Here is an 18368-nt window from a genome sequence, read left to right on the forward strand (position 1 = left end):
CCATGAGAAACCGATCGTCTATCAAGTGCTATCGCGAGTCGCCAGGGTGTCGTGAAAAAAGGGGACTGATTTATTTCTATAAAATAAATCAGTCCCCTTTGTTATCACTTTGTTGTCGATGTCTGGTTTCAATCCTTTTCAGGGCATTTGAAGTTCCAGGAATAAACTTTCATGTCTTTCACTTCTTCGCCAACAGTTCCTACACCTAAACAATCTCCGTTCTTGATGTAGTTGAAGCTGCAGAAACGTACGCCCTCCGTGCAAGACTCGATTTCAATGAAGCCTTTTCTTTGGATGACGTTTTCGACCCCGAACTCACCTGAGTAGGACGGATTCGGCTTCCAGCCATTTTTGATCAAAGCTTTTCGGGCTTTCGAAAATGGCATTCCCTCTTTGATGGGAACGTCTGCTGCGCTAGAAAATAAACTGACGCTACATAAAAGGCTGATGACTAATATTTTTAGTTTCATTTAACAGTACCGCCCAAGCCTTTATATATTTTTTCTACTTCGTCGTACTCAGTATAAGGTTGGCCGGAAGGCTTTTCATTGATTGGTCGATTTGCCAAGCCCGGTCCCATGGGCAACGCTTCCCATTTTTTTGATGCTTTTCCAACTGCAGTTTTTAAGTCGCCACCGATCAGTGGTTCGATGGCACTCACGTTGCGCAGGAGTTCAACGGCAATCAAGTCTTGCGTTCCTGGGCTGAAGTCAGATAGCCCCATTGCTTTGACGGAGAATTCCGACCATGTGGCTTTCGTGATTTGGTACCTTCCAGAAGCTGTAGTTGAACCACCATGACCTGGTCCTGGGTGAGTAGACTCATCACTGAATGTCCACTTCCCGGATTTCCAGCCAGCTGCCCAACCATATCCGAATTTCGCGTGATAATCGCCACCCTCGACTTGTGCCAACGTATCCAGAAAGGCCTTCACATTTTTATTCTTTAAGAACTCCGCATTTTCGGCACGCCTCTTTTGTTGCTTTGCGTCTACGGATACAGCTTTAGGGCTGGAGTCTTTGATAGGCGTCACCGTTCTGGTGGCTACAGATGACATTTTTCGGCCGTTTTTGCTAATGACTTCAGCCATGAGGAAAACTTCCGTTATTTTCTTTGACGCTCTGCTGGTGGCTGTTTTGGAGAGTGGAAATAATGAAGTTTATGCTTTTGGCCATGGAGCCTTGTACACGGTAGTTTTCTTGAGTTGTACCTACATCCATTTTTAATCCTCCAAGAACAGTTGGATCGTTTCGGCAAGGTGCGAGCTAATTAAGTGCGTATACCCCATTGAATCGCTGACACCGTGCTCAATGCTGCCGTCAGCTCGCTGAATGGCGTAATCAAGATTAGCTAACGGCTCCCCTGACTCGTCGTCAATAAGCCTGAACTTGTCGCTGAAGTGCACGGGCATCGACGTCAGACCGCTGAAAGGTGCTGATACGACGGTGTCGCCGATAATGACCGTGCCGGATCCGCCGATAACCACGTTGCCGTGGCCACCGGTACTGTCTTTGGTCGCAGCGTTCAGCCCATTGATAAAAACCGTAGCGCTGACGGCGCCGGTGATTGGGCTACCGCAGGCGGACTTATCGGTCATTCGAGCGGCGGCAAGGCCGTCGAAATTCACATTGGGCGAGCCGCTGACAATAGGGTTTGTGCCATGCCCAGGAAGCGGGCAATTGGTTGGATCTGTAACTCGCGCAGCGGGTTTGCCACTCATGAATTGTTCCTTTTCAAAGTCTCAGTTTTCCTTGACCCGAATGGAGTCGATATGGGGGGCGGGGGATATCGGCTGCCAAAATAATGCGGAGGTGGCCAGCGTGTACGCAAGAAGAATGGGCATGTCCTGGGAGGGGTGCATAAAGTTTTACTGTCCATGTAAATGTGCTGCGCGCAGCATGCCCGAGGCAGGCTTAGCGCTCAATAATTACTTACAAATTATTGATTGACTGTTGGGTGTGGTCGCAATCCGGGGGCAAGCTCGGGTGATCTCTGGCAACACGTGCCTGGATCGATTTTAGATCGGGATGCGATGAGGCTCGATAAACACCAACGTTTAAAAAGACATCTCCAAACACTATCTCAGGCTACACATCCTTGCGCCTTTGCCTACAGCTACGCCAGAATCCGCCGGCTTGTGCGCTTTGGGGGCGGGTTCTATTGTGGTGCGGTCACTGACGAATCAGTGATCGGATTTGACCGTCCGCCCAATATCAAGGCGCGCCAGCGTTCTGCACGTGTTCAGGCATTGTCTGAAATCATGTCGCGGTGGCTGTGCGTGGGACACCTTCGGGTGTGCCGGGTTCCTTGTTGTCCGGTCGGCCAACCCGCGTACAGCTGCCACCATTCCTTGCTTGGCCGCAAGCGGTGGCAGCTCCAGTCATCAAGGAGCTTCACCATGATCAAACCAACACCCAACCCGCCCGAAACCGACTCGGTTTCCCCCTACGAATCCCTCGATTCAAAAAACTCCACGAAGCCGCCGACCGCGCGCTCGATCATTACCTTTGTCCGCCCGGGTCCACGCCGCCCCCACGTAGAATCCGCGGGATGTATGCCGTGACTGCGGACAACAAAAACGAAGAACTGCTGATCGATGCCAGCGAAACACTTGCTTCGGCTCCATTGCGCAGAACGTCGCAAGTCTGTTGCCGGCGTCGCAGCGGCGGGCGTTGTTGGGGATTGCGCAGTTGATCATGCTTGGGGAGCTGGCGGTGAATCGGGCGCTGGATAATCTGCAATTGGCGGATTGATGTGGGTGTCGGGATTACCCAGTGATTGATTGGGTGTTCGTTCTGGCGCCTTCGCGAGCAGGCTCACTCCTACAGGGTTTTGGGTTGGTCATGGGTATTGTGTCCGGATACTGAAACCTGTGGGGGTTGGCTTGGCCGCGATATTTGTCTGTAGGCGCAGGGAGCGCTTGCTCATGCTAAATTTTGGGAAATCAGATAGTTAAAAGTAGAGCTCGAACGCTATGTTGACCCTTCTCAAGGGCGAGAATCAGGGCTTGAAGGTCAAGCCTCGCTGGCCATCCTCTGAAGTAATCATTGAACAAAATGTCTTCCTTAAACTGATTGAAGCCCAGTCGAAGCTTCCCCGTCAGTTCAACTACTGCTCGTTCGGGGATATGAAAATAAAAGTAGTCAGTTGGGGGTATTCAGGTTCCTGTCGAGGTGGCTGGGCATCCGGTTGTTTTGCGCTTGCTACCCAGGCCGAAAAGACGAAGTGAACGATATATTCGGCTCCAACGGGCATGACGTGGATGGCTCTCATGTCGATGTTTCCATCATTCTGAATGGCAGGAGACTGCGATTTTTGCCGTTGGGCGTATTTACATCGCCGAACCTTCAACACACCAGGGCGGCTGAACATCTCAGCGTTCTCGAAGAGGTTAAGGCTGCGCTGGTGCAGTGCGGCTTCAAGATTCACCGCAACCCGACAGAGAGCATGCAGATACATTGCGACTTTGAAGGATAGTTGGCTGGCGCAGCTGATGATCTTTTCCGGGAACAGGTAGCGCGACAGGTTCACTGATCAACTAACATCCGCAGCCGTTCTACCGCTGATTCGGCGGCATCGAGTGCACCTTCCATGTAACCGTTGTGCTCAATGGATGCCTCGGTCCCTGACACCAGTAACCGCTTGAACCAGGCATCCTGATCTGGCCTGCTGTAACCCGTGGCGAAATGGCGCTGTCTGGTTTCGAGATCAGCGGGGAGGCGGTCAGTCGGTCGGCGGCCCAGTCTTTGATGTAGTGCGCAACAGGTGTGGCAGCTTGTCCGCCGAAGAGGCGAACCAGCTGAAGGCGGCATTGTTCCAACAGCGCGGCCTCGCCCATTGCCAGGCGTTCTGTTGCCGGGATACCGACAAATCCAAACAGTGCGGCGCTCGCACTGGCATCGGAGGCGTCATGGATTTCGACCATCGGTCCGACATGACTTTGCGCCGTTCCGCAGAGCCCCTCGTCGCGCCAGAAAGGGCGGTCGTAAAGGGCGACGTACTTGGCATGGGGAGCCATCCATGTCGGTGTCCCGGACCAGCGTTGGATAATCGCTGGTGACAGCCAGGGTTCGAAGTGGATGTCTTGCGCAAGCAGGCGTAACGGCACAGCGCTGATGACGTGAGTGAAGGATTGCTCGCTCACCCCTTGCCCAGCGTCTGTGTGTAGCGTGATGCCGGAGCCTGACAACCGCATGCCGCTGATTCGGGCATTCAAGGCGACTCGCTCAGGGGCAATGTGTGCGGCGAGGGCTTGTGTCAGTTGCGAGACGCCGCCCTGGATGCGCATCGAGGGATTGCCTGATGTGTACCCGCGGACGCGTTTGGCCGTTTCATGCGCGGACTTTTCCAGCAATGTCGCGCCATCGCTGTACTGGGGGAAAACGGTAAGTCCCAGCGCCAATATGAGTGCCGCCATGCGAGGCTGAAAATCAGACCACCACCACGCAGGACCGAGGTCATGGGCGGGGCCGTTGCCGGGCGTTGAGAGGATGCGTCCGCCCAGCCGCTCGCGGGCTTCGAATAATACGAAAGCGATGTTCATCTGCGTCAACAAACGGGCCGTGTATAGCCCGCTCAAGCCGCCTCCGATAATCGCTACCCTCAGGTTGTTCATGGTGATGCTCCGGGGACATGCCGAAACCCGCACGCCCGGAGTGTTTTCGGGCGTGCGGGGGCTTCGGGATTAACGATCAGTTGTTTTCGAGCGCTGCATAGGCGTCGAGAACCCGAGCTGAATAGGTCACCGCTGCGCCGGCATTGAGTGCGATGGCCACGCCCAGTGCTTCGGCGATTTCTTCACGGGTAGCGCCGTGCCTGGCCGCTGCTTTGGTGTGGACGGCGATGCAGCCATCGCAGCGTGTAGTGATGGCTACGGCTAACGCGATCAACTCATGCGTCTTGGCGTCCAGATGCCCGGTTTTTGCACCTGCGCCGTCCATCACTTGAAGGCCACGAACGGTATCCGGTGAAAGCTTGGCAAGATCGCCGACGCGGTTCAGCAGATTTTCGCGATAGTCATTCCAGTCCAGCATCATGATGCGCTCCTCAAATGCGGCCGGCAGTTACGCCGCCGTCGACAGGCAGGACGGTACCGGTGATCCAGGACGCTTGCTCGGACGCCAGGAACAGAATCGCTTCTGCGACATCGGCTGGCTGGCCATTGCGCCCCAGCGGATGGAATGCGTTGAAAGTCGGCAGTACGGCCTTGACCTGTTCGCTGTCCATGAAGGTGTTGTACACCGGCGTTTCAACCACGGCTGGCGCAACGGTGTTGATGCGAATGTTGGAGGAGGCCAGTTCAATGGCCAGGTTTCGGGTCAGTGCATGCACGCCCGCATTGGCCGCTGAGTAGGCCGCAGAAGGGGTGGCGCCGATGGCTTGCAGTGCCCACAAGGAACCGGTTTGCACGATGACGCCGCCGCCACGCAGTTGCATCGCCTTGGCCGCTGCCTGGGCCATGAAGAACTTGCCCTTGAGGATGATATCGATGAAACCGTCGTATTCATCCTCGTCCAACTCCAGGAAGGGTTTCGGATTAAACACGCCAGCGTTGTTGATCAGAATGTCCACTCCGCCGAACTCGGCAGTCGCAAGCGCCACCAGCGCTTTGGCAGAGGCGGGTTTGGCAATGTCCGCAGCCAGGACGCGTACGTGCTTGCCGGTAGGGTCGATCTGGGCTGCGGCTTTGTCGAGTTTGGCTGCATCGCGACCGGTGATCACCACACTCGCGCCTTCGGCAACCAGGCGCTGTGCGACTTCTTTACCGATACCTGAACCACCACCGGTGACGATAGCAACTTTGGAAGAAAATCTTTTCATGTTGAGGATGTCCTGTGGCTGAGTAAGATAGGAGCGTTTGTGCCATTCATTGGGGCTGTCTATGAATTGCCCTTATGAGCGTTGGCCTTGGCTGCTATTCTTCGCTTCGGACAGGTGTCGCACAAACCAGAATTCTTTTTCATCCATTAAAGAAAATCTTTAACCCATGAATACGCCGATGTATCTCAACGCTCTCCGGGCATTTGAAGCAGCCGCCCGGCATCAAAGTTTCTCGGCTGCTGCCACTGAGCTGCACGTGACGTCGGCAGCAGTGGGGCAGCAGGTGCGTACGCTGGAGTCATGGCTGGGGGTCGCGTTGTTCAATCGGGCCTCCAGCGGTTCTGCGCGGCTGGTTCCGACCGACGTTGCTCGGGAGGCATTGCCCGATATCCGGGAGGGATTCGATTACCTGCGCATGGGGTTGGCGCGGTTGAAGGAAGGTTCGCTCAGCAGTGGATTGACGGTGGCGGTGAGCCCGGCGTTTGCTGCCAAATGGCTGTTGCCCCGCATCGAACGTTTTCAGTTGGCGCACCCTCAGATCGATGTCCTGTTGGACACCAATCTCAGGCCTGTGGATTTTGTTGCCGAAGGCGTGGACATCGGCGTGCGTTATGGCACCGGACGTTGGCCGGGGCTGACGGCGATCAAGCTGATGGACGAAGAGATGTACCCGGTCTGTGCGCCGACTTATCCGTTGCTTGAACAGGGACGACTGTCAGCCAGCAAACTCGCCGAAGCGACGTTGATCCACGACTTGTCGATGGTTGCCGATCCCGATTATCCGACGTGGCGGACATGGCTCGACGCCTCGGGACATTCCGCTATCAATGCCGAACATGGGCTGCGCATCAACAATTCTGCCGCCGTGCTGCAGGCGGCGATTGACGGGCAGGGCCTGGCGCTTGGGCGCAGTGTCATGCTGCGGGATGACCTGGAGGCAGGGCGGCTGGTCCGTCCCTTTGGCGAAGCAAGCTGTCCGCTGGCGTTCGCTTATTACATCGTTCATCGGCCCGAAGTGGCGGATCTGGCGAAGATAAAAGCCTTCCGCGAATGGCTGCTTGCGCAAGCTTCAGGAAAGCTCGGCGACTGAATCTGTGGCGCGCCTGCGTTTGATCCAGATACGAGCGCCGGCATTTCCGATCATTGCCCGTAACGCAATGCCCGGCGGCAGTCGAAGCCAGGATAAAGGCTGGAGCAGGTCACCGTTTTCAATCGCAGAGCCGGACAATATCAGTAACTCGATACCGGCTTCGTTGGGGAGTTCCAGCAGTGTGCCTGCCGGACAGTCATGCAGGTTCACGTGTTCGTCGTGGCCACTGAAGAGCGTTCGGGTGTCAGAGTGCGTTTGATGCTGGTCGGGACAGACGACGCACTCGCGCCCATCATCTTTTTCGAATTGCTGCAGCCTTACAAAAATCACGCAACCCGTGGTTGATGCCGGTGCGTGGCTGCTGCCGGGAGGATTGCGCACGTAGGTGCCAGCGGGGTAGTCGCCGCGTTCATCTTGAAAGATCCCTTCAAGCACCAGAAATTCTTCACCCCCGGGATGACTATGCGGGCGGAAGGTGCTCCCCGCTGCATAGCGAACCAATGAGGTCGCCCGGGCTTTTTCTTCCCCGTCGCGATAAAGCATGCGCCGCTGGACGCCCGCAGCCGGGGATGCGACCCACGGCAGCAGTGCGCCATGAACGAGGGTGCGGCGTGTCAGATCAGTATTCAGTCGCAAGATTCAAAGCTCCGCCCGACCGCCATCAACCACGATCTCCGCTACGAGCATCAATCGTGCTGTGGCGAGGCCAATGCCTGACGAGCCACCCGTAATCAGCGCAGATTTACCGTTGAGCATGTTGCTTGACCTTTTCGGGGATGGAAGATGCCCCAAGAGTGGCGCGTATCGAGTGATGAGACGAGGCAGATATTCCTCGCGATGGAGAAAGAAAAACTTGTCCACGGCGCTACCGGGTTGCCGCGAATAATGGCCATGTTATCGTTCACACGGACTGACATCCTGCAACTAAAGCGTCCCGCCTGTTCAACTCAAGGTCTTCAAACATGACTGGATTGCAATGCGCCGCGCTGGCGATCTTGCTCGGTATTGCGACTACATCCCATGCCGAACCAAATGTTCAGGTCGGTTTTTCTCCGGAAGGCTCTGCGCGAAAGCTGGTTTTGGAAACCATCGGGTCTGCGCAGCACAGCATTCAGATGCTCGCCTATGCGTTCCAGGCTCCCGATATCGTGCAGGCTTTGATTGATGCGGAGAAGCGTGGGGTGGAGGTGCGCATAGTGGTCGATAAAAAGCGAAATCTGGGCAAGTCCAGTAAGGCGGCGATGGACCTTGTGGTTTTGAATGGCGTGGAACTGCGCACCAATGAGCATTTCCATCTCCATCACGACAAAACCATCATTGTTGACGGGAATACGGTCGAAACCGGTTCGTTCAATTTCGCGCCGTCCGCCGAAACCGTCAACTCGGAAAACGTGGTGGTGATTCGAGATATGCCGGAGGTTTCGCGTCAATACATCGCGCATTGGCAATCACGTTGGGAGCTGGGTGTGCCTTATCCGCAACGCTGATCGGCATATGAATGTCTGGCAGGGATGGCTGGTTGGTCACTCATCGGGCGGGCGGAAGCCATTGTTCGAGCGATTGCCGTGTTCAGTTATAGGGAGAGCTGGCGGTGAATCGGGCGTTGGATAATTTGTAATTGCCGGGGTGAGGCGGGTGTCGGGATCACTTGGTGATTGATCGGGTGTTCATTCTTGCGCTTTCGCGAGCAGGCTCACTCCTACAGGGGTTTAGGTTGGGCACGGATATTGTGTTCGGCTGAGGAGGCAGGTGGTCGACCATCACCCTCATGGCTGATGGTCGACGCATTGTGCGAATCAGAAATTCGGGGTGTAGGAGAAGCCTTGCGACGCTTCGGCATCGGAGAACGGTATTACCGGCGATTTCTTGTTGAACAGGCCATTGACGACGGAGCCTGGGAACATTTCGATGGAGTTGTTGAACAGTTCGACGTTGCGGTTGTAGATGGTGATGGCCGCGCCGACGTTTTCTTGCTGTTCGGTAATCTCACGCATCATGTTGTTCGCCGCTTCGGATGCTTTCAGATCAGGGTAAGCCTCGAAGGTGACGCGCAAGCCGCCCATCAGCTCTCTAGAAGCGGTTTCTACTGTCGCGAGGGCATTGCCGTCCGCTTTAGCAGGCAGGCTGTGGATCGCGCTGCGCAGGCCGGCGATTTTTTCGAGGAGGCTGGACTCGAAGACCATGAAGTCTGCGAGCACTTTTTGCAGCTGATCGAGCACCTTGGTCTTCTGGCGTTCGTAAACGAGGACGTCCGACCAGGCGCGTTGTACTCGGTTGTGACCGCCAACAATGCCGTTGTAGATGATGACGCCCGCTACGATGATGACTAAAGCGATAACAACGGCGAGGGTGATTGTAGTGTCCATGGCTTACTTCTCTTGGCGGCTTGTTAGGGGAGAGGCGGCAAAGTTGTCATCGTGCAGTTCACTGAGTGCATGGCTCCATTGGAGCGCAGACACCAGGCGCGGCAGCTCGATACCTGCAGCAATCTCTGCGTAAAACTCGTTGGGTGAAGACAGCGAGTATTGATTAACGAACGTGAGTAGGTCGCTGGTCGCGAAGCTGAGGCAGAGCTTTCCACTGTCGGCGAACTCCAGATTAGGAACCTTGAGTACGTTGAATACCTTCAGCAAGTGCAGCACCGTCGAAGGTTTGATGAACTTCGCACAGGTCATCTCGCTGCGCCCGGTTAAACGGAACGCTTTATTAAAATCCGGAGACGCTGTGTCCATGCGGCTCGGATAGTCGTTTTGTGATTGCCCATCAGTTCTGACCGATACGCCGGTGACCCATGGAAAGTCGATGACCAGACTGTAGCGGTCGTAGTGGTCATATACCACTCTTGTCTCTGTTTTGGTGCCTCCCTTGCCGTCGTTAACAGTGGTTTTGACTGTTCGTTTTTCGACGTAGTGCAGGCGGTGGTATTCGTAAGCGAGGTTGTGCAGCGGGCCGGTAAATACACCCCGCATCGACTGCAGCAACTCGCGGCTGTAGTTGCCCCGTCGGTAATCAGCAAACTGCGCATTCAGCTTACTGAGGGTGTAGCGCGGGTCTTCTTCCAGGCGGGACAATCCGTTGTGGAAGTAGGATGACAGTCGCGCCATTCTGCTACTGAGCGAAGGCAGGCGATCAGATTTGGTTTTCATCCATGTCAGACTTCCACCGGCAAGTAACACGCCAAGCAAACCAGTGGCCATGCCGAACAAGGTGGGATCAATTTCCCGCTGGTAGAAAAAAGCAGCGACGGTGTAGGTATTCATATAGGCATATAAGGCCACAGCGCTCGCGATCAATAACGAGCCAACGCCGAAAAACCACCATGCGCGTGTGAAGCTGAATTTTAGCGGGCCATTGTATGAGACGAACTCATGGATCGTCTTTAACAGGTCGGCATTGGATTCAGCCGTGGCAAGACTGGCTTCGCTGTCAGCCAGCAGCTTGTTTAATCTCGCGTTCTGCGATGTGTTGGCCATGTCAGGTATCCATTGATTCAGGGATGCCTGATGCTGGAGCAACGGCCGGGATTGAAGATTTGGTTTTGTTCATACACTGTCAGAAATGTTGAAAAGGAGTGGACGATACCATTGTTGTGCCATCACCGCTTTTGGTGGATGCCAGGCTTTGGAAATGATCGAGCGGATGTAGGAATCGCGTGGTGATTGATCGGGTGTACTTTCCTGGTACCTCGGAAGCAGAAGCGACCCTCACCCCAGCCCTCTCCCGGGGGCGAGGGGGCCGACCGAGTTGTCTTGCGGGTACATCGACCTGAAAGATTTTGGCGATTATGGCTTTGGGGATTCTGGGGACGAGAGCAGAAGCGACCCTCACCCCAGCCCTCTCCCGGGGGCGAGGGGGCCGACCGAGTTGTCTTGCGGGGTACATCGACCTGGAAGATCTTGGTGATTATGGTTTTGGTGATTCTGGGGGCGTGAGTAGAAGCGACCCTCACCCCAGCCCTCTCCCGGGGGCGAGGGGGCCGACCGAGGTGTCTTGCGGGGTACATCGACCTGGAAGATCTTGGTGATTATGGCTTTGGTGATTCTGGGGGCGTGAGCAGAAGCGACCCTCACCCCAGCCCTCTCCCGGAGGGAGAGCGGGCTGACCGAGGTGTCTTGCGGGGTACATCGACCTGAAAGATTTTGGCGATTATGGCTTTGGTGAACGACCTTAGCGGTTTTGGCCTTGGTGAAGGACCTTAGCGGTTTTGGCTTTGGTGAAGAGCTTTCGATCAGGGCTTTGTTGAGCTTTGGCGAATTTGGATTCAATGATCAGCTTTCAAGTCGGTGTAGCTCTCGAATATCCCCAAATCGGTTCCCTCTCCCTTGGGAGAGGGCTAGGGTGAGGGGCTTTCCGTTTGAGACAACAATGTCTCAAGCCTGGCCAACGGCGGCGTATCCTGGTTGCGGTCGAATACTTGAATGCCGATCTTCAGCAATCGCCCATTCTCTGCCGCTGCGATTACCTGTTCGCAACGCAGCAACAACCGCCCCTGATCGCAGTCTTGCGCTTTCATGCCCATCGGCAATTTACCTTCCAACCGCAACTCGGCCATTCGGCTTTGCGCCGCCAGCATCGCAACAGATCGATCCCGCAACAGCCCGCTGCTTTGCGTCATCAACCCCGCCACGCGCACGGCCGCCGACATGGCCACGGCAATAATCGCCAGCGCCACCAGCACCTCAATCAATGTAAAACCTTGCTCCCGCGAACGCGCACGCATAAAAGGCCTAAAGCCAAAACCCAGCCCTCGACGCTAACCCCCGTCCTTGACGGCTTGACGACGAAAACACCCGAGGATTTTCAACATCCCTGACATATCTTCTTGCAACACTGCGCGTCGAATCGAATCAAGCCAGGGAATGTCGAGATGGATATCGCACCTTTCAAATCGCTTCATCAACCGTTGCGCAAGCCGCGTGGTCAGCAGGGTTTTACCCTGATCGAGATCATGGTGGTCGTGGTGATTCTCGGGATTCTGGCGGCGATGGTGGTGCCCAAGGTGCTCGACCGGCCGGATCAGGCGCGGGCGACGGCGGCGAAGCAGGACATTGGTGGTTTGATGCAGGCCTTGAAGCTGTATCGCCTCGATCACGGCACTTACCCGAACCAGAGTCAGGGCCTGAAAGTGCTGGTGGAGCGGCCGGCGGATGCGAAGAACAGCAACTGGCGTTCGTATCTGGAACGTCTGCCGAACGATCCGTGGGGTCGTCCTTATCAGTACCTCAACCCCGGCGCCAACGGCGAGATCGACATCTTTTCCCTCGGTGCCGACGGTCAGCCTGACGGCGACGGCGTGAATGCCGATATCGGTTCCTGGCAGCTGTAAGGCCGGCCATGAACAGCCGTTCGCCTGATGGGGCGAAGCAACAGGGCATGGCGATTATCAGTGCGTTGTTGATTGCGGCCGTGGTGGCGGTGATTGCGGCGGGCATGCTGACGCGCCAGAGCGTGTCGACCCGTGCGCTGGAAGCCGATCAGCAGCGCGTGCAAGGGCGTTGGGTGGTGCAGGGCGGTCTGGAAATCAGCCGTCAGTTGCTCTGGGATGCGCGCGAGCGTGACCCGTTGACCCGGCTCGATCAGCCATGGGCGCAACGTCTGACTGCCCAGGGATTTGAAGGCCGACTGGAAGACGAGCAGGGCAAGTTCAACCTGCGCAATCTGGTGGCCAACGAGCGAGTCGACGAGGCGCAGGTCGCGGCTTTTCAGCGCTTGTGCGAGTTGATAGGAGTCAGCGCCGGGTTGAGTCAGCGCATCAGTCAGCGGGTGATTGCGTCCTACCCGCGACTGCTGAATGCGCAGATTGCCGAGGTGCCGAAAAGTGGTTTCGACAGTGGCCGCGCGACGTCGCCAAACGCTTCACACAAACCACAGAATCCGACGCTGCCGATGCTGCGCAGCATCGATGATTTGCGCAGTGTCGACGGCGTTAATGAGGCGCTGATCGGCAAACTGGCGCCGTACCTGACGGTGATCCCCGCGACCACTTGGCTCAACGGCAATACCGCCACCGCGCCGGTGTTGGCGGCTTATGTGCCGGGGCTGTCGCTGGAGCGTGCCAATACGCTGATCGCCGAGCGCGATGCCGGGCGCTGGTTTATCAACCGTGGCGATTTCGTTAACCGCTTGCGCATGCCGCAACTGGAGCTGACCAGCGTCAAGGTTGGCATCACCAGTGACTGGTTTCGCCTGCGCGGCGAGGCGCGACGCGATCAGCGCCGGGTCAGTCTTGAGGCGTTATTGCATCGCAGCCAGGACCGGTTGCCGCAAGTGATCTGGTCGCGGGTGGGCGTATGAGCCAGTTGAGGATTGCGTTGCCGCCCTTGGCGGAGCTGGATTTGCACAGTGAATTGCACTGCGCCTGGCTGGATCGACAGGGCCAGGTCACGCGGGAAGAACGCCTCAGTTTGAGTCAGTTGAGTCAGCAGTCGAAACTGCCACCGCTGGTGTGCTTTCTGCACCCGGCCGACAGCCTGTTGGCGAGTCTCGATTTGCCGCCGTTGCCTGCGAACAAGATTGTCGCGGCGGTGCAATGTGCGGCGCAGGCCCTGATGCTCGGCGACAGCAGCGAGATGCACATCGCGCACAGTTCGCGGGACGAGGCCGGGCAGGTGCAGATCGCCTGGGCGCCTCGGCAGTCGTTGTTGCGCTTTGGTCAGTTGCTGAAAAGCGCTGGGCTGAACCTGCGCGGTCTCTACCCGGCGCCGTACCGTTTGCCGGTGCTGCCCGGCACCGTCGCTTGCGTGCAGGACGGGCATCTGTTGCTGCGCGACAGCGTGCAAGCCGCGCGGGTGCAGCCGTTGTTCGATGACGGCCTCGACGGTGTTGTGTGGGAACCGGGTGTGACTTTGCACTGGATCGGTGAGCAACCGCCGCCGGGCGCCGAACTGCCGATGACCGATGCGCAGCGCTGGACTGGGCCGTTACCCGGTTGGGGGCTGCATGGAGCGGTGCAAACGCAAAACACCGAGCATCGTGGTTGGGGCCGAGCGATTGGGTTTTCGGCGCTGGCCGTGGCGGTGTGGGTGATCGGTTTGAACCTGTATGCCGCCCGCGAAGCCGGGCAGGGTCAGCAACTGAAATCCCAGATGAACCTGCGGGTCAAACAGGCCTTCCCCAAGTTGCCGGTGATTCTCAACCCGTTGCAACAGGCCCGTCAGCAACTGGCGGCGCGGCAGAAGGGCGCGGCGGATGATCCGGCGCAGACTTTCAATCGCTTGGTGTTGCAGGCCGGCAGCGGCATGCCGTCGATGGCCGGCAGTGTCGAGCGGCTGGCATTTGTCGACGGCACTTTGCAACTGAGTCTGCTCAGCGACGCCCGTCGTGGCGGTAATGATCAGGAGTGGCAAAGCACCTTGGCGCAGGCCGGTATCAGCGTCACCGCCGACGACGAGGGCTGGATCTTGCGTCCGGCCACTGAAGCCAGCCCAAGCGACAGCGATGACAGCGGCGGAGCAGAAGAAGATGAATAAGGCCTCGCTGGCGGTTTACCGCGCCAAATGGCAACGCTTTAACGCTCAGTTGCTGGCCCGTTGGCAGCCGTTGGCGTTGCGTGAAAAGCTCATGGTCGGCGGCATGGCCATTGCGCTGGTCGGCCTGCTGCTGTGGGTCGAGCTGATCCAGCCGCCGCTGAAGAACATCGCTTATTGGCAAACCGAAACGCCAAAGCTGCGCGCTCAGACCGAGGCGCTTGAGGTGCTGCTGCGCGAAGTCAGCGTGCGCCCGGACGGGCAAAGCGTGGCGCAGTCGCTGGAGCAGACCCTGCAGGCCAGTGGCCTGGCTGGGCACTATCAATTGCAAGCCGGGGAGGCGGGCGCATGGCAGTTGACCTTTGACGCCGCACCGGCCGACGCCGTGCTCGACTGGCTGCTGAGCAACCCGGCACAACTTTCTCTGCAAGTGGTCGAGGCCCGTTTGCAACGCGCAGACAATCCCTCGACCGAAGTCACTGCCGGCACTTTGTCAGGCACCGTTCGCATGGATCAGGCGCTGGGCGCTAAGGAAGCTTCATGAAGGGGTCAGGATCCAAACCGGCACGTCTGGCGTTGCCGATGTTGCTGATGGCGTTGAGCGCGTGCAGCAATACCACAACACCACAAAACCAGCCGCCGTTGCTGGTCGACAGTGAACTGGGACGGCCGCTGGCTAACACTCGGCGCAGCGGCGACGCGGTTCTTGACCGCGAACGTGCGCAGGCCCAGGCGCGACCGGCGCCGAAGCAATTGCACAACATATCCAAAAGTGCGCGCAGTGGGGCGGCGGCGTCATCGGGCATTGCGTTGCCGAGCAATCCTTTGGGCGATCAACCGGTGACGCTGAATTTTGTCGACGCCGATATTCAAGCGGTGGTGCGGGCGTTGTCGCGTTCTACCGGGCAGCAGTTTTTGGTCGACCCTCGGGTGAAGGGTACGTTGACGCTGGTCTCGGAAGGTCAGGTGCCGGCGCGGCAGGCTTACGACATGTTGCTGGCGGCGTTGCGCATGCAAGGCTTCAGCGTGGTCGATGTCGGCGGTGTCGCGCAGGTGGTGCCGGAGGCGGATGCGAAGTTGCTGGGTGGGCCGATTTACAGCGCCGATAAGCCGGCGGGCAACGGCATGCTCACGCGCACGTTCCGCCTGCAATACGAGAATGCGGTGAACCTGATTCCGGTGCTGCGGCCGATCGTTTCGCCGAACAATCCGATCAACGCGTATCCGGGCAATAACACCATCGTTATCACCGATTACGCGGAGAACCTGACCCGCGTGGCGCAGTTGATCGCGAGCATTGATTCGCCGAGTGCGATCGACACCGATGTGGTGCAGATCCAGAACGGCATTGCCGCCGACATTGCGCCGATGGTGGCGGATTTGCTGGATGCGCCGGGCAATGATCCGACGCAGAAAATTGCGGTAATTGGTGATCCGCGTTCCAACACCATCATCATTCGTGCGGGCAGCCCGGAGCGCACGGAGTTGGCGCGAAATCTGATCTACAAACTCGATAACGCGCAGAGCAATCCGAGCAATTTGCATGTGGTTTATCTGCGTAACGCGCAAGCGGCGAAACTGGCGCAGGCGTTGCGTGGTTTGCTCACGGGTGAGAGTGATAGCGGCAGCAGCGACAATGCGCGCTCGGTGCTCAGTGCGATGGGCAGCAACACCAGCGGCTCCAGTGGGCAAAGTGGCCAGAGCGGCACACAAACCAGCGGCACAACTTCGACCACGTCCGGCAGCGGCAGCACTGGTGGTAGTTACGCGCAGGGCAGTGGCGGCACCACCGGCAGCGGCGGCGCTCAGAGTAGCGAACAGAACGTTGCGTTCAGCGCTGGCGGTGTGACCATTCAGGCCGACGCCACCACCAACACCTTGCTGATTTCCGCACCGGAGCCGTTGTATCGCAACCTGCGCGAAGTCATCGATCTGCTCGACCAACGCCGTGCACAAGTGGTGATTGAAAGCCTGATCGTCGAGGTCGGCGAGGACGATGCCAGCGAATTCGGCGTGCAATGGCAGACCGGTAATCTGGGCGGTAAAGGCGTGATCGGCGGGGCGAATCTCGGCGGCTCGGGGATCAATCTGAATGGTAAAACCAGCCTCGACGTGTTGCCGCAAGGTTTGAACCTGGGCTACGTCAACGGCACGGTCGACATTCCCGGCATCGGCAAGATTCTGGATTTGAAAGTGCTGGCCCGGGCCTTGAAGAGCAAGGGCGGCACCAATGTGTTGTCGACGCCTAATCTGCTGACGCTGGACAACGAGGCCGCGAGTATTTTTGTGGGCCAGACCATCCCGTTTGTCAGCGGCAGTTATGTGACTGGCGGCGGGGGCACCAGCAATAATCCGTTCCAGACGGTGACCCGTGAAGAGGTCGGTTTGAAGCTCAATGTGCGCCCGCAGATTTCCGAGGGTGGCACGGTGAAGCTCGATATCTATCAGGAAGTCAGCAGCATTGATGAGCGTGCGTCGGCCAGTTCGACGTCGGCGGGGATTGTGACCAACAAGCGTGCGATTGATACCAGCATCCTGCTTGATGACGGCCAGATCATGGTGCTCGGCGGTTTGCTGCAGGACGGTTACAGCCAGAGCAACGATGCGGTGCCGTGGTTGTCGACCATTCCGGGGATCGGCGCGCTGTTTCGCAACGAGCGCCGGGCGATCACCAAGACTAATTTGATGGTGTTTCTGCGCCCGTACATCATTCGCGACAGCGAGGCGGGGCGCAGCATTACGCTGAACCGCTATGACTTCATGCGCCGCGCCCAAGGTGGTTTGCAGCCGGAACGCAGCTGGGCGATGCCGGACATGCAGGCGCCGCAATTGCCGAGTGCTGCGCAGGGTGTGCCGGCGGTGGTGCCATCCTCGGGGCCACGCGCCACGATCAAAGCGGTGCCGATCCAGCCGGGGTCCTCATTATGAAACCGGTTTTGCATAGGAGTGATACACCTGTGGCGAGGGGATTTATCCCCGTTGGGCAGCGAAGCAGCCCCAAAACCTGCAACCGCATTTCTCCAGGCATACCGAGTGTTTTGGCTTTACGACTGCTGCGCAGCCGAGCGGGGATAAATCCCCTCGCCACAGGAAATCTCATTGCCACTGCCGACGGCGGCGCCACCCTCGGGGCCACGCGCCACGATCAAAGCGGTGCCGATCCAGCCGGGGGCCTCATTATGAAACCGGTTCTGCCTAGGAGTGATACCCCTGTGGCGAGGGAGCTTGCTCCCGTTGGGCTGCGAAGCGGCCCCAAAACCTGCAACCCCATTTCTTCAGACACACCGCGTTTGCTGGATTTACGACTGCTGCGCAGCCGAGCGGGAGCAAGCTCCCTCGCCACAGGTCATCTCATTGCCACTGCTGACGGCTGCGCAGGGTGTGCCAGCGGCGGCGCCATCCTCGGGGCCACGCGCCACGATCAAAGCGGTGCCGATCCAGCCGGGGTCCTCATTATGAAACCGGTTCTGCCTAGGAGTGATACCCCTGTGGAGAGGGGATTTATCCCCGTTGGGCAGCGAAGCAGCCCCAAAACCTGCAACCGCATTTCTCCAGGCATACCGAGTGTTTTGGGTTTACGGCTGCTGCGCAGCCGAGCGGGGATAAATCCCCTCGCCACAGGAAATCTCATTGCCACTGCCGACGGCGGCGCAGGGTGTGCCGGCGGTGGTGCCATCCTCGGGGCCACGCGCCACGATCAAAGCGGTGCCGATCCAGCCGGGGGCCTCATGATGAAACCGGTTCTGCATCGGAGTGATACACCTGTGGAGAGGGGGCTTGCCCCCGTTGGGGCGCGGAGCGTCCCCCAAACAAGGCGACTCCATTTCGCAGGCATACCGCGTTTGCCGGGTTTGCGACTGCTGCGCAGCCGAACGGGGGTAAACCCCCTCGCCACAGGAAATCTCATTGCCACAGCCGGCGGTGGTGCCATCCTCGGGGCCACGCGCCACGATCAAAGCGGTGCCGATCCAGCCGGGGTCCTTATTATGAAA

18 protein-coding genes and 1 pseudogene are annotated in these 18368 nt (G+C 57.9%); 8 read left to right on the plus strand and 11 right to left on the minus strand.

All coding sequences use genetic code 11. From position 1 onward, the window contains the following. Window positions 1–128: 128 nt before the first annotated feature. The 3 genes from JFT87_RS17255 to JFT87_RS17265 all read right to left on the minus strand — a co-directional run bounded on the left by JFT87_RS17255 (window position 129) and on the right by JFT87_RS17265 (window position 1720). Window positions 129–470, minus strand: coding sequence for a hypothetical protein (locus JFT87_RS17255; RefSeq protein WP_242487269.1), 342 nt, complete (start codon window positions 468–470; stop codon window positions 129–131). Then, window positions 467–1090, minus strand: a complete 624-nt coding sequence (locus JFT87_RS17260) for a hypothetical protein (RefSeq protein WP_201203102.1) — start codon at window positions 1088–1090, stop codon at window positions 467–469. The genes JFT87_RS17255 and JFT87_RS17260 overlap by 4 nt, the downstream gene beginning before the upstream one ends. Window positions 1091–1222: 132 nt before the next feature. Beyond that, on the minus strand, window positions 1223–1720 hold the full coding sequence (locus JFT87_RS17265; RefSeq protein ID WP_201203104.1) for a PAAR domain-containing protein: 498 nt from the start codon (window positions 1718–1720) through the stop codon (window positions 1223–1225). 678 nt (window positions 1721–2398) lie between these two features. Here JFT87_RS17265 and JFT87_RS17270 point away from each other — a divergent pair. Then, a pseudogene (locus JFT87_RS17270) lies at window positions 2399–2753 on the plus strand (DUF6124 family protein). A 355-nt stretch (window positions 2754–3108) separates the two neighbouring features. On the opposite strand, the gene JFT87_RS17275 reads toward JFT87_RS17270, so the two are convergent. The 4 genes from JFT87_RS17275 to JFT87_RS17290 form a co-directional block, all read right to left on the minus strand. After that, on the minus strand, window positions 3109–3531 hold the full coding sequence (locus tag JFT87_RS17275) for a hypothetical protein (protein ID WP_201203105.1): 423 nt from the start codon (window positions 3529–3531) through the stop codon (window positions 3109–3111). Between the two features lie 25 nt (window positions 3532–3556). Beyond that, window positions 3557–4615: a flavin monoamine oxidase family protein gene (locus JFT87_RS17280; RefSeq protein ID WP_201203107.1), complete on the minus strand. Its 1059-nt coding sequence runs from the start codon at window positions 4613–4615 to the stop codon at window positions 3557–3559. 76 nt (window positions 4616–4691) lie between these two features. Next, the gene (locus JFT87_RS17285) at window positions 4692–5033 is read right to left on the minus strand and encodes a carboxymuconolactone decarboxylase family protein (protein ID WP_201205237.1); all 342 of its coding nucleotides are present in this window, start codon (window positions 5031–5033) and stop codon (window positions 4692–4694) included. Window positions 5034–5046: 13 nt separating this feature from the next. Continuing rightward, window positions 5047–5820, minus strand: coding sequence for an SDR family NAD(P)-dependent oxidoreductase (locus tag JFT87_RS17290; RefSeq protein WP_201203109.1), 774 nt, complete (start codon window positions 5818–5820; stop codon window positions 5047–5049). A gap of 166 nt (window positions 5821–5986) precedes the next feature. Here JFT87_RS17290 and gcvA point away from each other — a divergent pair, with 166 nt between their 5' ends. Next, entirely contained in the window at window positions 5987–6910 is a 924-nt protein-coding gene (gene gcvA / locus JFT87_RS17295) for a transcriptional regulator GcvA (RefSeq protein ID WP_201203111.1), read from the plus strand. On the opposite strand, the gene JFT87_RS17300 is transcribed toward gcvA, so the two are convergent. After that, window positions 6890–7546: a cupin domain-containing protein gene (locus JFT87_RS17300; RefSeq protein WP_242487270.1), complete on the minus strand. Its 657-nt coding sequence runs from the start codon at window positions 7544–7546 to the stop codon at window positions 6890–6892. The two genes, gcvA and JFT87_RS17300, sit on opposite strands and share 21 nt — an antisense overlap. A gap of 326 nt (window positions 7547–7872) precedes the next feature. Between JFT87_RS17300 and JFT87_RS17305 the strand changes: the two genes are divergently transcribed. Further along, on the plus strand, window positions 7873–8397 hold the full coding sequence (locus JFT87_RS17305) for a phospholipase D family nuclease (protein WP_201203112.1): 525 nt from the start codon (window positions 7873–7875) through the stop codon (window positions 8395–8397). Between the two features lie 309 nt (window positions 8398–8706). Here the strand turns inward: JFT87_RS17305 and JFT87_RS17310 are convergent, their stop codons facing one another. From JFT87_RS17310 to gspI, 3 genes are all read right to left on the minus strand, one after another. After that, the gene (locus tag JFT87_RS17310; protein WP_201203116.1) at window positions 8707–9276 is read right to left on the minus strand and encodes a LemA family protein; all 570 of its coding nucleotides are present in this window, start codon (window positions 9274–9276) and stop codon (window positions 8707–8709) included. A gap of 3 nt (window positions 9277–9279) precedes the next feature. After that, a complete protein-coding gene (locus tag JFT87_RS17315) occupies window positions 9280–10383 on the minus strand; it encodes a hypothetical protein (protein WP_201203118.1) in 1104 nt (367 codons plus the stop codon). An 860-nt stretch (window positions 10384–11243) separates the two neighbouring features. Then, window positions 11244–11630, minus strand: a complete 387-nt coding sequence (gene gspI / locus JFT87_RS17320; RefSeq protein ID WP_201203123.1) for a type II secretion system minor pseudopilin GspI — start codon at window positions 11628–11630, stop codon at window positions 11244–11246. Window positions 11631–11777: 147 nt separating this feature from the next. On the opposite strand from gspI, the gene gspG reads away from it, so the two are divergent. Genes gspG through gspD form a run of 5 tightly spaced genes read left to right on the plus strand, consistent with a single transcriptional unit; the run spans window position 11778 to window position 17304 of the window. Continuing rightward, window positions 11778–12236, plus strand: a complete 459-nt coding sequence (gene gspG / locus JFT87_RS17325) for a type II secretion system major pseudopilin GspG (protein WP_201203124.1) — start codon at window positions 11778–11780, stop codon at window positions 12234–12236. Window positions 12237–12244: 8 nt separating this feature from the next. Then, window positions 12245–13204 (plus strand): type II secretion system minor pseudopilin GspK, encoded by a 960-nt coding sequence (gene gspK, locus JFT87_RS17330; RefSeq protein WP_201203126.1) that lies wholly within the window; start codon window positions 12245–12247, stop codon window positions 13202–13204. Next, window positions 13201–14379 (plus strand): type II secretion system protein GspL, encoded by a 1179-nt coding sequence (gspL, locus tag JFT87_RS17335; RefSeq protein ID WP_201203128.1) that lies wholly within the window; start codon window positions 13201–13203, stop codon window positions 14377–14379. Before gspK ends, gspL begins: the two co-directional genes overlap by 4 nt. After that, window positions 14372–14920, plus strand: coding sequence for a type II secretion system protein GspM (gene gspM / locus JFT87_RS17340; protein ID WP_201203130.1), 549 nt, complete (start codon window positions 14372–14374; stop codon window positions 14918–14920). The genes gspL and gspM overlap by 8 nt, the downstream gene beginning before the upstream one ends. Then, a complete protein-coding gene (gene gspD, locus JFT87_RS17345) occupies window positions 14917–17304 on the plus strand; it encodes a type II secretion system secretin GspD (protein ID WP_201203132.1) in 2388 nt (795 codons plus the stop codon). Before gspM ends, gspD begins: the two co-directional genes overlap by 4 nt. Window positions 17305–18368 lie beyond the last annotated feature (1064 nt).

The sequence above is a fragment of the Pseudomonas sp. TH15 genome (assembly GCF_016651105.1).
In the GTDB taxonomy this organism is placed as follows: domain Bacteria; phylum Pseudomonadota; class Gammaproteobacteria; order Pseudomonadales; family Pseudomonadaceae; genus Aquipseudomonas.

Coding starts and splice junctions, on each gene's coding strand:
- gspI (WP_201203123.1), bottom strand. CDS start 11,630: ATGCGTGCGCGTTCGCGGGAGCAAGGTTTTACATTGATTGAGGTGCTG.
- JFT87_RS17280 (WP_201203107.1), bottom strand. CDS start 4,615: ATGAACAACCTGAGGGTAGCGATTATCGGAGGCGGCTTGAGCGGGCTA.
- gspL (WP_201203128.1), top strand. CDS start 13,201: ATGAGCCAGTTGAGGATTGCGTTGCCGCCCTTGGCGGAGCTGGATTTG.
- gspD (WP_201203132.1), top strand. CDS start 14,917: ATGAAGGGGTCAGGATCCAAACCGGCACGTCTGGCGTTGCCGATGTTG.
- JFT87_RS17265 (WP_201203104.1), bottom strand. CDS start 1,720: ATGAGTGGCAAACCCGCTGCGCGAGTTACAGATCCAACCAATTGCCCG.
- JFT87_RS17255 (WP_242487269.1), bottom strand. CDS start 470: ATGAAACTAAAAATATTAGTCATCAGCCTTTTATGTAGCGTCAGTTTA.
- JFT87_RS17310 (WP_201203116.1), bottom strand. CDS start 9,276: ATGGACACTACAATCACCCTCGCCGTTGTTATCGCTTTAGTCATCATC.
- gcvA (WP_201203111.1), top strand. CDS start 5,987: ATGAATACGCCGATGTATCTCAACGCTCTCCGGGCATTTGAAGCAGCC.
- gspK (WP_201203126.1), top strand. CDS start 12,245: ATGAACAGCCGTTCGCCTGATGGGGCGAAGCAACAGGGCATGGCGATT.
- JFT87_RS17290 (WP_201203109.1), bottom strand. CDS start 5,820: ATGAAAAGATTTTCTTCCAAAGTTGCTATCGTCACCGGTGGTGGTTCA.
- JFT87_RS17315 (WP_201203118.1), bottom strand. CDS start 10,383: ATGGCCAACACATCGCAGAACGCGAGATTAAACAAGCTGCTGGCTGAC.
- JFT87_RS17260 (WP_201203102.1), bottom strand. CDS start 1,090: ATGGCTGAAGTCATTAGCAAAAACGGCCGAAAAATGTCATCTGTAGCC.
- gspM (WP_201203130.1), top strand. CDS start 14,372: ATGAATAAGGCCTCGCTGGCGGTTTACCGCGCCAAATGGCAACGCTTT.
- JFT87_RS17305 (WP_201203112.1), top strand. CDS start 7,873: ATGACTGGATTGCAATGCGCCGCGCTGGCGATCTTGCTCGGTATTGCG.
- gspG (WP_201203124.1), top strand. CDS start 11,778: ATGGATATCGCACCTTTCAAATCGCTTCATCAACCGTTGCGCAAGCCG.
- JFT87_RS17285 (WP_201205237.1), bottom strand. CDS start 5,033: ATGCTGGACTGGAATGACTATCGCGAAAATCTGCTGAACCGCGTCGGC.